The organism is Microbacterium sp. Bi98 (assembly GCF_918698045.1).
Taxonomy (GTDB): Bacteria; Actinomycetota; Actinomycetes; order Actinomycetales; family Microbacteriaceae; genus Microbacterium.
This window is the reverse complement of the sequence record NZ_CAKKLK010000002.1, coordinates 320,745-334,890: the sequence shown is the minus strand read 5'-3', so window position 1 is coordinate 334,890 and position 14,146 is coordinate 320,745. Positions and strand designations below refer to the sequence as shown.

The 14,146-nt window shown below is 68.2% G+C and carries 11 protein-coding genes; 6 read left to right on the top strand and 5 right to left on the bottom strand.

All coding sequences use genetic code 11. The annotated features are described in order from the left end of the window. Nucleotides 1-97: 97 nt before the first annotated feature. From LQZ85_RS05385 to LQZ85_RS05375, 3 genes are read right to left on the bottom strand one after another with little or no spacing between them, the layout of a single operon-like run. On the bottom strand, nt 98-1,291 hold the full coding sequence (locus LQZ85_RS05385; RefSeq protein ID WP_056278224.1) for a DUF4350 domain-containing protein: 1,194 nt from the start codon (nt 1,289-1,291) through the stop codon (nt 98-100). Then, on the bottom strand, nt 1,288-1,929 hold the full coding sequence (locus LQZ85_RS05380) for a DUF4129 domain-containing protein (protein ID WP_056278227.1): 642 nt from the start codon (nt 1,927-1,929) through the stop codon (nt 1,288-1,290). Before LQZ85_RS05380 ends, LQZ85_RS05385 begins: the two co-directional genes overlap by 4 nt. Continuing rightward, complete coding sequence (locus LQZ85_RS05375; protein ID WP_230100636.1) at nt 1,926-3,365, bottom strand: hypothetical protein; 1,440 nt, start codon at nt 3,363-3,365, stop codon at nt 1,926-1,928. The genes LQZ85_RS05380 and LQZ85_RS05375 overlap by 4 nt, the downstream gene beginning before the upstream one ends. A 96-nt stretch (nt 3,366-3,461) precedes the next feature. Between LQZ85_RS05375 and mtrA the strand changes: the two genes are divergently transcribed. From mtrA to raiA, 5 genes are all read left to right on the top strand, one after another. Beyond that, a complete protein-coding gene (mtrA, locus tag LQZ85_RS05370) occupies nt 3,462-4,142 on the top strand; it encodes an MtrAB system response regulator MtrA (RefSeq protein WP_053095661.1) in 681 nt (226 codons plus the stop codon). Nucleotides 4,143-4,149: 7 nt separating this feature from the next. Next, on the top strand, nt 4,150-5,826 hold the full coding sequence (mtrB, locus tag LQZ85_RS05365; protein ID WP_056278234.1) for an MtrAB system histidine kinase MtrB: 1,677 nt from the start codon (nt 4,150-4,152) through the stop codon (nt 5,824-5,826). Next, the gene (locus LQZ85_RS05360) at nt 5,823-7,541 is read left to right on the top strand and encodes a GerMN domain-containing protein (protein ID WP_056278240.1); all 1,719 of its coding nucleotides are present in this window, start codon (nt 5,823-5,825) and stop codon (nt 7,539-7,541) included. The genes mtrB and LQZ85_RS05360 overlap by 4 nt, the downstream gene beginning before the upstream one ends. A 109-nt stretch (nt 7,542-7,650) precedes the next feature. Then, the gene (locus LQZ85_RS05355; protein ID WP_056278243.1) at nt 7,651-8,340 is read left to right on the top strand and encodes a phosphoribosyltransferase family protein; all 690 of its coding nucleotides are present in this window, start codon (nt 7,651-7,653) and stop codon (nt 8,338-8,340) included. Between the two features lie 94 nt (nt 8,341-8,434). Beyond that, on the top strand, nt 8,435-9,091 hold the full coding sequence (raiA, locus tag LQZ85_RS05350; protein WP_053095665.1) for a ribosome-associated translation inhibitor RaiA: 657 nt from the start codon (nt 8,435-8,437) through the stop codon (nt 9,089-9,091). Nucleotides 9,092-9,154: 63 nt separating this feature from the next. Here raiA and LQZ85_RS05345 read toward each other — a convergent pair whose 3' ends face one another. Together LQZ85_RS05345 and LQZ85_RS05340 are read right to left on the bottom strand one after the other, a co-directional pair. Then, nucleotides 9,155-10,492 (bottom strand): hypothetical protein, encoded by a 1,338-nt coding sequence (locus LQZ85_RS05345; protein ID WP_053095666.1) that lies wholly within the window; start codon nt 10,490-10,492, stop codon nt 9,155-9,157. 62 nt (nt 10,493-10,554) lie between these two features. Further along, nucleotides 10,555-11,157 (bottom strand): PadR family transcriptional regulator, encoded by a 603-nt coding sequence (locus LQZ85_RS05340; RefSeq protein WP_056278246.1) that lies wholly within the window; start codon nt 11,155-11,157, stop codon nt 10,555-10,557. Between the two features lie 175 nt (nt 11,158-11,332). Here LQZ85_RS05340 and secA point away from each other — a divergent pair, with 175 nt between their 5' ends. Further along, nucleotides 11,333-14,140, top strand: a complete 2,808-nt coding sequence (gene secA, locus LQZ85_RS05335; protein WP_056279015.1) for a preprotein translocase subunit SecA — start codon at nt 11,333-11,335, stop codon at nt 14,138-14,140. The last annotated feature ends 6 nt before the right edge of the window (nt 14,141-14,146 follow it).

The window sequence follows — 14,146 nt, the reverse complement described above, 5'->3', positions numbered from 1 at the left end:
CCTGACGCAGCTCGGCGTCGTTGAAGTTCTCAGCGGTCACGTGGTGTCCTCGGCTTCCGGTCGGATGATGGATGGACGGCGGTTCGGCGGGGGCGGTTCATTCGGATCTCCGCTCCGTGAAGGACGAGGCGTCGACGGCGCTCTCGAGTTCCTGCAGTCGGCGCGCGAGGTCGATCAGTGACGGATCGTCGACGGGTGGCGCGCCCGCGAGCAGCTCGTGCAACGAGCCACGCGGCACGCGCAGCCGGTCGGCTGCGGCATCCGCGACCTCCTCGGCACTCGCGGTGACAGCGAGGCCGAGCCTGCGCGCCAGGCGGCGCCGGCTCCCGTCTCGGAGAGCTTCGCCCGCGTGCGCGGCGTCGCCGGCCTTCGCGGTCAGACGTGCGCGACCGTGCATGGTCTCCGAGGCGCGGACCGTCACCGGCAGCGTCTCGGCGACGAGCGGTCCGAAGCGCTGACCGCGCCACAGTGCTGCCGCGACGCCGGCCAGCATGAGCAGCAGGATGGCCGGTGTCACCCATCCCGGGGTGAGCGACCCGAGGGTGTCCTCGGTCTCGCCCTCGATGTCCGTGTCGCCGAAACTGGGCACGTACCAGACGACGCGCTCGGTCTGTCCGAGCAGCGCGAGCGCGAGTGCGGCGTTGCCGTCATCCGCGAGATAGGCGTTGCTGAAGAGGCGCGCACCCTCGACGACGACATGCGTGGCTCCGTCGCTCTCATCGATGAGCACGGCCGCCGCGTCGTCGTCGCCGAAGCATCCCTCCACGCCGTCGGCGGGCGTGAACAGCCGATCAGGACGGATCGAGCCGACGTCCGCGAACTCGGGTGCGTCGCAGTCCGCCTGCACCGGGGTGAAATCCGGGGTGGCGTTGTCGCCGATCCGCAAGAGGCTCAGCAGGTGCGTACTGCTCGACAGGAAGACCACCCGGTCGGCGGGCTCGATGAGCTCGGTGATCGCCTCGTCGGAGAGCGTGTACGGATTCGCCATCACGAGCGTGGCGTCGTCATCGAGCGCTTGGCGTGCCTCGGTGCGCGAACGGAAGACCGAGACCTCGACACCGTTCTCCTGCAGGATCTGCGCGATGGCCATGGCACCCGAGTCGCTCACGCTCTCGGGATCGAGCGAACCCCGCTGATCGGGCATGCGCACACCGACCTGAATCGCGACGAAGACGCCGCCGAGGACGAGCGCCACGATGATCAGCCATCCGAGCAGAGCTCGCGACCGTCGGCCTCGAGGCGCGCGTTCGGCGGTCGACGCGGGGACGTCCTGCTGCTCGAGAACGCTCACGCGGTCACTGCTTCCGGGCGCAGGGCACTGAGCCGGTCGTCTGTCGCTGCGAGCTCCGCGTAGCGATCAGCGGTCGCGGGATGCCGCAGATAGCGCACGTCGTCGAAGAACACGGCGGCCTGGCGGACGGGCGTCGTCTCCGCAGGGAACACGACAGAGACCTCGCGCGCGATCGCCTGGGCCGTCGCGCCGGGGGACGGCTCGATGAGGTCGCGCTCGAGGAGTCCTCTCGCGAGCGCGCGGAACCGCAGGACCGTCGCCTCGTCCCAGTCCGCCGCCCGCGCGGCACGGTCGGCATCCGCACGCAGCTGCGCCGCCGAGCGGTCGTCCTCGGCGCCGAGAAGCCCGGCACCCGGCCGACGGATCGCCTGGGAGCGGCGAGGGCGACCCCAGATGATGAGGGCCGCCACAAGAGCGCCGAAGACGATGACGCTGACGATGATCAGTGCAGGCGGCCCGACGCTGGCGCCGTTGTCGGAGCTGAACAGATCGGCGAGGAACCGTCCGATGTCACGCGCGACGAGATCGAACCACGTCGGCTTCGCATCGGCATAGCGCGGGTCGGAGAGCTCCTGCTCGGCCCACTGTCTCGCCTCGTCTCCGTCGGGCACCAGCACATCGTCCAGCGGGCGGATCATGCAGATCCTTCGCTGCCCGCTCCGGGGGCCGCCCAGGTGGAGTCGTCCGCGGGCGCTGAGGATGCCGGGGGAGCGGCGGGCGCCGGTGCCGGCCGATACGCCGGTGGCTGAGGCGGGACGGTCGCAGCCGGCGGCGCGTACGGCGGCTGTGCAGGGGGAGGCTGAGTCGGGTACCCGTACTGCTGCCCGGGGTACGGCTGTGCCGGGTATGGCTGTGCCGGGTACGGCTGTGCCGGGTACGGCTGTGCCGGGTACTGCTGCCCGGGGTACTGCTGCCCGGGGTACGGCTGCCCTCCATACGGCTGCGTCTCATAGCCGGCCGGCGTCATCGTCGCCCATTCGGGCACCTGCTTGGGCGGCGGTGCACTCGAGACGGCGCGCGTGGCGTCGACGACGAAGGGGTCGCCGAGCCGTTCCTCCGTCCACCCCAGGTCGCGTCGCTCGACATGACTGATCAGCGCCTGGTCGAGACCCTCGTAGCGCATCCGACTGTCGAGATACACGAGGGTGCCTGCGGTGCTCTGCACCACGAGCGTGATGGCCTGCAGCACGAGGAGCAGGATCTGCGGGGCGAGGAGGGCGAAGACGAACCCCATGATCGCGGCAGTGTCCGCAGAGCCGGTCGGGGCGATGACCGATCCGAGCATCGAGCTCAGCAGCGACACGGGGAGATTCACGAGCTGCATCGCGGCACCCATGATGGCGCCGATCAGGAAGGTGACTCCCCAGGCGATCCAGAAGCGACCGCGGGTGAGTCGCCACGAGCGCACGAGCGCATCGCGGAGCTTCGCGCGCTCGAGGACGAGGATGGACGGCACCAGCAGCAGCTTGGTCGTCAGCCAGACCAGGAGGGGGATCGTCGTGAGCAGGACGAGCAGCACGAGGATGACGACGCCGCCGATGGCCTCAGCGGATCCGCCGAGCCCGCTGGCGACGAAGCCGGCGACGATGACGAAGAGGATGACGATCACACCGAAGATGAAGATGACCGAGAGTGAAGCGAAGGCGGCCAGCCGCCAGAACGACGGGGTCATCTTGCGCCAGAGGGTCTTCAGCGTGGCCTTCACGCCGATCGCGGCGTAGCCGATCTCGGCTGCGACGACGCCCTGCATCAGAGCGGTGAAAGCGACGGACGCGAGACCGACGGAGATGCCCGCGACGATGTTCATCGCGATCGTTCCGGCGAACACGGCCTCGAAGTCCGGGGAGGAGGGAGAGAGCGACTCGAGCCGCGTGAACGTCGTGACGAACACGAAGCCCATCACCGTGGCGCTGAGCACCACGACCGCGAGCTGGATGACGACTCCGAAGCCGAAGAGGACCTTGGGGTTGTGGCGCAGTGCGACGAACGACTTGCTCAACAGCATCCCGAACGTCAGCGGATGCAGGGGGATGATGCCCTTCTTCGGGGCAGGGGTCCATGTCTGGCCGCTCACCGGCGCTCCCTCCGTCGTGCGCTCCCATCGTGTCACATGACCCGTCGGGCGCGTAGACAGGAGGACCGTGGTACTGAGTGCCATAAGGTAACAGTTATGACCTCACGCATTCTTGTGGTCGACGACGACACCGCGCTCGCCGAGATGATCGGCATCGTGCTGCGCACGGAAGGTTTCGAGCCGGTGTTCTGCGCCGACGGTGCGCGGGCGGTCGACGAGTGGCGCGCACAGCGTCCCGATCTCGTGCTGCTCGACCTGATGCTGCCCGGGATGGACGGCATCGAGATCTGCACGCGCATCCGCGCCGAATCCGGAGTCCCCGTCATCATGCTCACCGCCCGCAGCGACACCGCTGATGTGGTCAGAGGACTCGAGGTCGGAGCCGACGACTACATCGTCAAGCCCTTCAACCCGAAGGAGCTCGTCGCTCGTATCAGAACCCGACTGCGGCCCACGTCGCAGAATGTGGGGGAGCAGCTGCGCGTGGGAGACCTCACCGTCGACGTCGACGCCCATGAGGTGCGCCGCGGCACGGCTCCGATCGCTCTCACGCCCCTGGAGTTTCAACTGCTCGTCGCGCTCGCGTCGAAGCCCCAGCAGGTGTTCTCGAGGGAGATGCTGCTCGAGCAGGTGTGGGGTTACCACTACAAGGCCGATACGCGGCTGGTCAACGTGCACGTGCAGCGTCTGCGGGCGAAGGTCGAACTCGACCCGGACAACCCCAAGATCGTCATGACGGTACGGGGCGTCGGCTACCGTGCCGGGAGCGCGGGCTAGGCCCACGATGGCCGCGACCACAGCGACCACCACGGCGGTCGCTGTCATCCGCGACTGGCGTGGCTGGCCGACCGTCGTCCAGGCGTTGTGGCGCAGTTCTCTGCGATTCCGGACGCTCACGATCACGCTTCTGCTGACGTCCACCGCGATCCTGATCACCTGCGTGACGATGGCGCTGGTGATCCAGAACGATCTGTTCGAATCCCGCAAGAACGAGGCGCTCGAAGACGCGGCCCGCTCGGTGAACCAGGCGCAGGCGACCCTGGACGCGACGGCGCTGGGCGATGACCCGGCAGCCCTGCCGGAGCTGTGGGACAGCGTGCAGGAGGACCTCGGACGCAATTCGACGGCCGAAGGTCTTGCCGGATTCCGCATGGAGGTCGACCCCGACGTCCCGCTCAACGGCTTCACCGCCGGGCTGAGCGACAATCTGATCACCTCGGGCCTCAGGAACAGGGTGGTCGAGTTCGACGACTGGCAGTCCTGGCAGTCCGTATCACTCGAGGTCGGCGGCCGAGCTGTGCCCGGGATCATCGTGGGGCAGCAGCTGCGGGTTCCCGAGGCGGGGCCGTTCGAGATCTACTTCGCGTACGACCTCGCGGATGCAGACAACACTCTCACCTTCGTGCAGCGCACCCTGTGGGTCGCCGGCATAGGTCTGGTGGCGATCGTCGCCGCGATCTCCTTCATCGTTCTCCGCACCGTGTCGACGCCTATCGTCGAGGCTGCCGAGACGAGCGCGCGTCTGGCCTCGGGCGACCTCGGCGTCCGCATCGACGTGCACGGGGAAGACGAGATCGCGACCCTGGGACGCTCCTTCAACGCCATGGCCGACAGTATCGAATCCCAGATCAAGGAGCTCGGCGAGCTGTCACTCGTGCAGCAGCGCTTCGTGTCAGATGTGTCGCATGAGCTGCGGACTCCGCTCACCACGATCCGCCTCGCCGCAGACATGCTGAACGATCAGCGGGAGGAGTTCGATCCGACGACCGCTCGCACCACCGAGCTCCTGCACACGCAGGTGCAGCGGTTCGAGACGCTGCTGTCGGATCTGCTCGAGATCAGCCGCTACGACGCAGGCTCCGTGCAGCTCGAGCTCGAGGCGACGAGCCTCGCACATCTGGCAGAGGACATCATCGAGCAGATGCGTCCTCTTGCCGACGATCGCGGCAGCGAGCTGAGGCTCGTCGCCCCCGGCGGTTATTCGCCGGTCGACATGGATCCGCGGCGGGTGCGACGAGTGCTGCGCAACCTGATCGGCAATGCGATCGAGCACGGCGAGGGCCGGCCGATCGTGGTCACCGTCGACAGCAATCAGCATGCGGTCGCCGCCGGAGTCCGCGACTTCGGGCTCGGCATGGACCCGGCGGATGCCGAGCGGGTGTTCGACCGATTCTGGCGCGCTGATCCCTCCCGCCAGCGCACTCTCGGAGGCACGGGGCTCGGACTGTCGATCGCGCTCGGCGATGCGACTCTCCACGGCGGATCGCTCGCGGTGTGGTCCGAACTCGGCGTCGGGACGAACTTCGTTCTGACCCTGCCTCGCCGTGGCGATGCGACGGATGGGCCTTCGCCCATCCCGATCGAGCCGCAGGAGCCGCTCGCCGAACTCGGCGATGCCACGCAGCCGATCCAGCTCGCCGATGTCCCGGCGGAGCTCTTCGATCGAAGGAGCATCGAATGACCGCGCGGACTCGGCGCGCGCTGCGTGGTCTCGTGATCGCGGCGACCGTGCTCATCCTGTCAGCGTGCACAGGTCTTCCGACCAGCGGAGACGCACAGCCGGGAAAGCCTCTCGGGGCGTCCCCCGAGGGGCAGGACTTCCTCCCGCTCGCTTCGGGTCCGGTGGACGGCGCGGGGCCTGCGGCGATCGTCGAAGGCTTCATGGAGGCCGCGATCACCCCGGCCGACAACTGGAACACCGCTCGCAGCTTTCTCACCCCGGAGCTCGCATCGACCTGGCGTCCGAACACCGGCGTGTCGATCGATGTGAGCTCGGCGACTCGCTCGTTCAGCTCGAATGTCGACGAAGACGACGATGCCGATGACGGCGACACGGCCGACGTGAGGGTCGCCTTCGATCAGGTCGCCAGCGTCGACGCAACCGGAGCGTACTCCGAGGCGTTCGGCGCCTCGAACTCGGCCTTCGTGGTCGAACTCACAGACGGCCAGTGGCGGATCGCCGAGGCGCCGGACGGCGTGGTGATCGACGAATCCAGGTTCTCGCGCGTGTACGACGACTACGCGCTGCAGTACTTCGATCAGACGTGGGAACGACTCGTGCCCGATGTGCGCTGGTTCCCTCGACGCGCCACGGTGGCGACGACCATCGCGCAGTCGCTGATCGGCGGCGCGCCCAGCCCCTGGCTCGATCCGGCCGTGCAGAGCGCGTTCCCGCAGGAGGTGCAGCTCGCACGGGACTCCGTGCCGATCGACCCCGACCAGATCGCCGACGTCGCCCTGAACCGGGCGGCGCTGGGCCTCGACCCGACCACCCTCGCGCGCATGCGCACTCAGCTCCAGGCGACCCTGACCGCCGGTGGCGTGCAGATCGACCAGGTGCGCTTCACGGTCGACGGCCGCACACTGGAGGCCGGGGTCGTCGAGGTCGTGACGGACAAGGCCGATCCGGGCAGCCTCGTGCTGAAGGACGGGACTTTCGGCATGCTGGTCGGTGGAGAGATCACGCCGATCCCCGGCGTCTCGGACCAGATCGTGAACGCGGGTCAGCCCGTCACAGCGGTCGACGTGTCGGTCGACAGCTCCCACGCGGCCGTGCAGCTCATCGACGGGCACGTGTGGCTCGCAGGTGAAGGCAGCTTCAACGAGCTGGACGACCGCCCATCGCTGGTGCGGCCGTCCATGGATCCCTACGACTACACGTGGTCGGTCCCTTCGAACGCACCGGCGGCTCTGCAGGCGATCGGCAGCGATGTCGCCCCTCAGAGCATCGCGGGCGCGTGGCCGGAGGCCTCCTCCGTATCCGCCATCCGCGTCTCGGCGGATGGGGCCCGCGTCGCCGCGGCCGTCGTGATCGGGGGCGAGCGCTGGATCGTCGTGTCATCGGTGATCCGCGATGAGGCCGGGCTTCCGACCGAGCTCGGACTCACCGAGCCGCTGGCGCAGCTCGACGGCGGCGCCATCGGCCTCGTCTGGCTGGGCGCGGATCGTCTCGGACTGCTGACGGATCCCGCAGACCGGATGGTCGTCACGCAGGTGGTCGGAGGGCCTGGCACGTCAGAGGTGGCTCCGACCGGCGCGGTGTCCCTGGCGGGTGCGCGCGCAGCCACCGGTCTGCGAGTGCTGGGCGCGGACGGCGCCGTGTTCGCCCGTGCGGGCTCGGCATGGAGCGAGTCGATCAGCGGAGTCTCACTTCTCGCGACGCGTGCGGGGCACTGAGCGCGACTGTCCCTGCACGGCCGTCCGACATCGACTGACAGTCCATGACGGCCGCGTTCCGCGCAGCCTCTGCAGCCCCGGCGCCGGATTGTTGCGAGAGCATCGACGGATGTCACCGCACCCACCGGCCCGCGCCGTAGGACTCGAGATACTCGCCCTTCTGCTCGCGGCGACCTGCGCGGGGTGCGACCGGCCCGAGACGCTGCTCTGCGGCTCGTGCCGACAGAGCATCCGCCCGGAGCCGCTCGTCCGCCGCACGCCCGCCGGACTGGAGGTCCGCGCGGCGATGCCCTTCGAGTCGGTCGCGGCGCGATGCATCCGCAGGATGAAGGACGACGGCGAGACGGTGCTCGCTCGCCCGCTCGGATCGGCGCTGGGGGAGGTGGTCGACGTGCTCGAGGCGCGCCCGGATGCCGATCGGCCGCTCCACCTCGTGCCGATCCCGACATCGGTGGCCGCCTTTCGACGGCGCGGCTACCGGGTGCCCGAGCTGCTGATCCGGCGGGCGGGTCGGCTTCCCGACCGGTTGCTCGTTCTGCGGGGTCGGCGCACGGATCAGCGAGGCCTCGATTCCGTGAGCCGAGCGGAGAACGTCTGCGGGAGCATGCGAGCGCGACGTGTGCTCGAGGGGGAGACCGTCGTGCTCGTCGACGACGTGGTCACGACGGGTGCGACGTTCGATGAGGCGGCTCGGGCGCTGACAGACGCGGGCGCCCATGTCCTGGCAGCGGTCGCGCTCGCCGCCACGCCGCGTCACAGCGAACGGAATGTGAACGCATCGGGGACACGCAGCAACTGACCCGTGACATCCGAGGTCAGGCCGACTACCGTGGGGGGTCACAAGGCGACCACGGTCCGCCCTTGGCCGGGAGGACCGGGACAAGGAGGCAGCAATGGAAACGAGCATCGTTGGCGTCGGGGTGGGTATCACCGATCGATTCCGAGCCGTTGTCGAAGAGAAGATCGCCAAGATCCAGACGTTCGCGTCCCGTGCGCAACGGCTGGATGTCAAGGTCACCCACCGGGTGTACCGCAACGGTCACGTGCCGGACGAGACCGTGGAGCTCACGCTCGTCAGCAAGGGCCCCGTCGTGCGCGCTGAAGCCACGGACGGAGACAAGTTCGTCGCACTCGACATGGCCGTCGACAAGATGGCCGAGCAGCTTCGTCGAGCGAAGGAGAAGCGAGTCGACGGACGCCAGCACCCGCGTGGCGCGCACTTCGAGAAGGAGAGCGGAGCGCTGGAGGGCATCGATGTCCAGCCGGCATCCGTGGATGTCCTGCGGGCCGTCGCGACCGGCAACGTGCCGATCCAGAACGAGGACGACGAGGTCTACTCGCCGGTGGTCATCCGCACCAAGAACTTCGGAGCGGAATGGATGACCGTCGAAGAGGCCGTCGACCGGATGGAGTTGGTCGGGCACGATTTCTTCCTGTTCGTGGACGTGCGCACCGACCACCCGAGCGTCGTCTACCGACGCAAGGGCTGGGATTACGGTGTGATCGCTCTCGAGACGCAGGCTCCGCCCACTGAGGCGCTCGCCTCCTGAGGCTGAGACGACGACGGCCCGGCTCCAGAGGGAGCCGGGCCGTCGTCGCGTTGTGCGACCGCGTCAGTCGAAGATGCCGTCGAGAATGCTGCCGATGACGAGGCCGCCGAGGATGCCCGAGGCGACGTCGCCGCCACCGCCGCGTCGGCCGCCGCCGCTCCAGCCGCCGCCGCCCCAGCCGTTTCCGCCGCCCCAGCCCTGATCCTGCGGCCGTGAGGAATCGATGTCGCGCTGGGCGAGTTGCAGGGCCTCAGAAGCCAGGTGTGCGACGCGTCGTGCACTGGCCAGAGCCTCGTCGCGCGTCTCTTCCGCCGGAAGCAGATCCGACAGATCGACCCGCAGCCTCTCGGCCTCGGCGAGGCGCGTGCGCGCGTCGGCGCCGATCCAGCCGCGGTGCCCGGCGATGAGTCCGCGGGCGACGCCGAGCTGGCGGTCGGCATCATCGATCGCATGCTGCACCTGCTGGATGCTGGGCAGCGGGTGCGCCTCGCGATGCCGAGCGGTGGCGATCGCGTCGTCGAGAGCCGTGTTCGCGTCGCGCAGCTGCGACAGCTCGGCGAAGGGATCCCCGGGGGTGCCCGCGGGCGACAGGGCGCTCAGCGCGTCCTGCAGCGCGGAGACGGCGGCCGCGACGGCCGGCACCTGGGGGGCGGTGCGCGCGGCGATGAGGTCGTTGCGTGAATCCGCGACGACCTCGGCAAGGGTCGACTCCGCACGCAGCGCTTCGATCTCGAAGTCCTCCACGGCGTCGAGCAGCGCGGAAGCGCGCCGCGTGGCCTCGGTGGCGGTCTCCAGTGCGAGGTTCGCCTCCTCGTTCTGCTTCGCCGCGCGGCGACGCTCTGAGACGGCCGCGCCGTGCGTTGCGAACGCGATCAGCTGCTCTGCTTCGGCGGCGCTCGCCGTGATCTGGTGCATCGCCGAGTCCGAGTAACGCGCGGAGAGACGCGCGACGGTCTCGTTCGTGTGCGGGATCCGTGCGCTCAGCGCCTCGGCATCGGCACGCACCTGGGCGATGATCTCGGGTGCGCGACGCACCTTCGAGATCGATGCCGCGAGATCCGACGTCTTCTCGTCGAGCAGATCCTGCGCCCAATCGCACAGCTGGATGATCCGCGCGTTGCGGGTGCGGAGCTCCTCAGGCGTGTCGGGAATCTCATCGTGGTTGAGCTGGTGGAGCTGAAATGCCTCGCGCAGATGCGTGCGCACCGCAGCGAGCGCCTTCTTCAGGTCACGAGTCAGCTGCTCCCCGAGTTCGGCCTCCGCGAACGCCAGCTCGTCGGACGTGCTCCTGATGCGCTCGTCCGCCGAGACGAGTGCCTGCTCAGCGCGGCGAGCCAGGTCGGCGTCCTGTGCGGCCAGCTCTTCCTGCTCGCGCTTGCGTCTGCCCCATATTCCAGCCATAGGACTGATCCTAGTTTCCCGGGCGACGCCGCTGGCTGTGCATACGCTTGAGGCGAAACCCGTCAGACGAGTGCCGCCACGTCTGCCCTCGAAGGCCTGCCACGTTTGGGTCGATCGGTCGTCAACTCGAGAGCGAGGGCGTGGACAGGGTGCTGGGCGAGCCGGGTCTGCACATGGTCGAGCCAGCGGACCTCGGCCTCCGCCGTGAAGATCATCGAATCGACGACGAGCGACCATGCGAGCCCCTCGGGGCTGTCGTCCTCGCGCGTCGCCCTCGTCGCGATGAGATCTGCGAGATGCTCTTCCGACGCCGCGCGCTGGGCCGCGATGACTCGGGCGGCGTCCGCGCCGGGGAGGGTTGCCGCCACAGCCAGCTTGATGGCGAGCTCGTTGCGCGTCGCCTGGCTTCGTGGCGCGGGAGACGCGAGCCAGCGGTCCACCTCGGACGCGCCGGTGGCCGTGATCTCCCAGTAGACGTGGCCGTGCTCGTCCGCTGCACCGCGAGCGACGAGCCCGTCACGCTCGAGGCGCTCGAGCGTGTTGTAGATCTGACCGACGTTGAGCGGCCATACCGAGCCCGTGCGGCGGTCGAACTCGTGCCGCAACTGGTAGCCGTAGCAGGGGCCCTGAGCGAGGATCGCGAGCAGACTCTGTCGAACCGACATATGGACCTCCCGGTGTCGTGGACCAATATATACATACTCGGAAACGCGTTGGAGGCACGCCATGCAGACGACGTGCAGACGACGTGCAGGTCACGGACCGGTAACATGACAAGGTATGCCTGGCACGCGCCCGACACGCGGCGCCGCCGGAACCATCGACAGGGAGATGACATCTGTGGCCAATCCTCTTGAGAAGCTGCTGCGCGCTGGAGAAGGGCGGGTCATCCGACGCCTGAACCAGGTGGTCAAGGCCGTGAACGCGCTGGAAGAGGACATCTCCAAGCTCACGGACGACGAACTTCGCAACGAGACCACCGAGCTGCGTGAGCGGTTCGCGAAGGGCGAGTCGCTCGATCAGCTCATGCCCGAGGCGTTCGCCGCCGTGCGCGAAGCGGCGAAGCGCACCCTCGGTATGCGCGCGTACGACGTGCAGATCATGGGTGGTGCTGCTCTCCACCTCGGCAACATCGCAGAGATGAAGACCGGTGAGGGCAAGACCCTGGTCGCCACCTTCCCGGCGTACCTCAATGCGATCGCGGGCGAGGGCGTCCACGTGATCACGGTCAACGACTTCCTCGCGAGCTATCAGGCAGAGCTCATGGGGCGCGTGTACCGGGCCCTCGGCATGTCGACGGGAATCATCGTCTCGGGCCAGACCCCGGCTGTGCGCCGCGAGCAGTATGCGTCCGACATCACCTACGGCACGAACAACGAGTTCGGCTTCGACTACCTCCGCGACAACATGGCGTGGCGCAAGGAAGACCTCGTCCAGCGCGAGCACTACTTCGCGATCGTCGACGAGGTCGACTCCATCCTGATCGATGAGGCGCGCACGCCGCTGATCATCTCAGGACCGTCTTCCGGTGAGGCGAACCGCTGGTTCGCGGAGTTCGCGAAGATCGCGCGCACCCTCGAGGCGGGCGTCGACTACGAGGTCGACGAGAAGAAGCGCACCGTCGGCGTTCTCGAACCCGGCATCGAGAAGGTCGAGGACTACCTCGGCATCGACAACCTGTACGAGTCCGCGAACACGCCGCTGATCTCGTTCCTCAACAACTCGATCAAGGCCCTCGCCCTGTTCAAGAAGGACACCGACTACGTCGTCATGAACGACGAGGTCATGATCGTCGACGAGCACACCGGTCGCATCCTGGTCGGACGTCGCTACAACGAGGGCATCCACCAGGCCATCGAGGCGAAGGAGGCCGTGCCGGTCAAGGCCGAGAACCAGACTCTCGCCACGGTCACGCTTCAGAACTACTTCCGCCTGTACGACAAGCTCGCCGGCATGACCGGTACAGCCGAGACCGAGGCGGCCGAGTTCATGTCGACCTACAAGCTCGGTGTCATCCCGATCCCGACGAACCGTCCGATGATCCGCAAGGACCAGTCCGACCTCGTCTACAAGAACGAGACCGCCAAGTTCGCGCAGGTGGTCGAGGACATCGCCGAGCGTCACGCGCAGGGGCAGCCGGTGCTCGTGGGCACCGTGAGCGTCGAGAAGAGCGAGTACCTGTCGCGGCTCCTCGCGAAGAAGGGCGTCAAGCACGAGGTCCTCAACGCGAAGAACCACGCGCGCGAGGCCGAGATCGTCGCTCGCGCAGGGCGCCTCGGTGCCGTGACCGTCGCCACGAACATGGCCGGTCGTGGAACCGACATCATGCTCGGCGGCAACGCCGAGTTCCTCGCCGTGCAGGAGCTCAAGGGTAAGGGACTCGACCCCGTCGAGACGCCTGAGGAGTACGAGATCGCGTGGGACGAGACGTACGAGGCGATGAAGTCCATCGTGTCGGAAGAGGCCGAGAAGGTCATCGAGGCCGGTGGACTCTATGTCCTGGGAACGGAGCGCCACGAGTCGCGCCGCATCGACAACCAGCTTCGCGGTCGCTCGGGCCGTCAGGGCGACCCCGGCGAGAGCCGTTTCTATCTGAGCCTCACCGACGATCTCATGCGCCTGTTCCAGTCGGGCGCCGCCGAGGCGATCCTCGCGCGCACCAACTTCCCCGACGACGTCCCGATCGAGTCGGGCCTGGTGTCGCGGGCGATCCGCAGCGCTCAGTCGCAGGTCGAGTCGCGCAACGCCGAGATGCGCAAGAACGTCCTCAAGTACGACGACGTCCTGAACCGTCAGCGCGAGGCGATCTACGCCGACCGCCGCCACATCCTGCAGGGCGATGACATCGCCGACCGCGTCCAGCACTTCATCGAGGACGCGATCAGTGGAGTGGTGCGCGATCACACCGGCGAGGGTCACAACGAGAGCTGGGACTTCGACTCACTCTGGACCGAGCTCAAGACGCTGTACCCGGTGAGCGTGACCATCGACGAGGTCGTGTCCGAGGCCGCCGGCCGCAAGGGTGGCATCACCGCAGAGGGTCTGACCCGCGAGCTGCTGTCGGACGCGAAGATCGCATACGAGACCCGTGAGGAGTCGCTCGGAGAAGCGGCGACCCGTGAGCTCGAACGACGCGTGGTGCTGCAGGTGCTCGATCGCCGCTGGCGCGACCACCTCTACGAGATGGACTACCTCAAGGACGGCATCGGTCTCCGTGCGATGGCGCAGCGCGACCCGCTCATCGAGTACCAGCGCGAGGGCTACGCGATGTTCCAGTCGATGATGGGGCAGATCAAGGAGGAGTCGGTCGGCTACCTCTACAATCTCGAGGTCGAGGTGCGTCGGGCGGGCGATTCGCAGACGGCCGAGGTCGAGGCGAAGGGCCTCGCCGAAGACGGTGGAGACCAGCGGCTCGAGTACTCCGCCGCGAACGACGCCGGCGAGGTCGAGGTCCGCAACGACCGCGGTCAGGTTCAGCAGGCCGCGACCGAGAAGCTTCGTCAGGCAGCGGCCGCGCGTCAGGCTCCCGCCGAGGAGGCCGAGTCGGCTGAGGCTCCGCGCGGCGCGTTCGGGCAGCGCACCGAGGGCTCGGCAGCTCCCGCGGGCAACCGCGAGCAGCGGCGGGCGCAGGGCAAGAAGAAGAAGTAGCAGAGC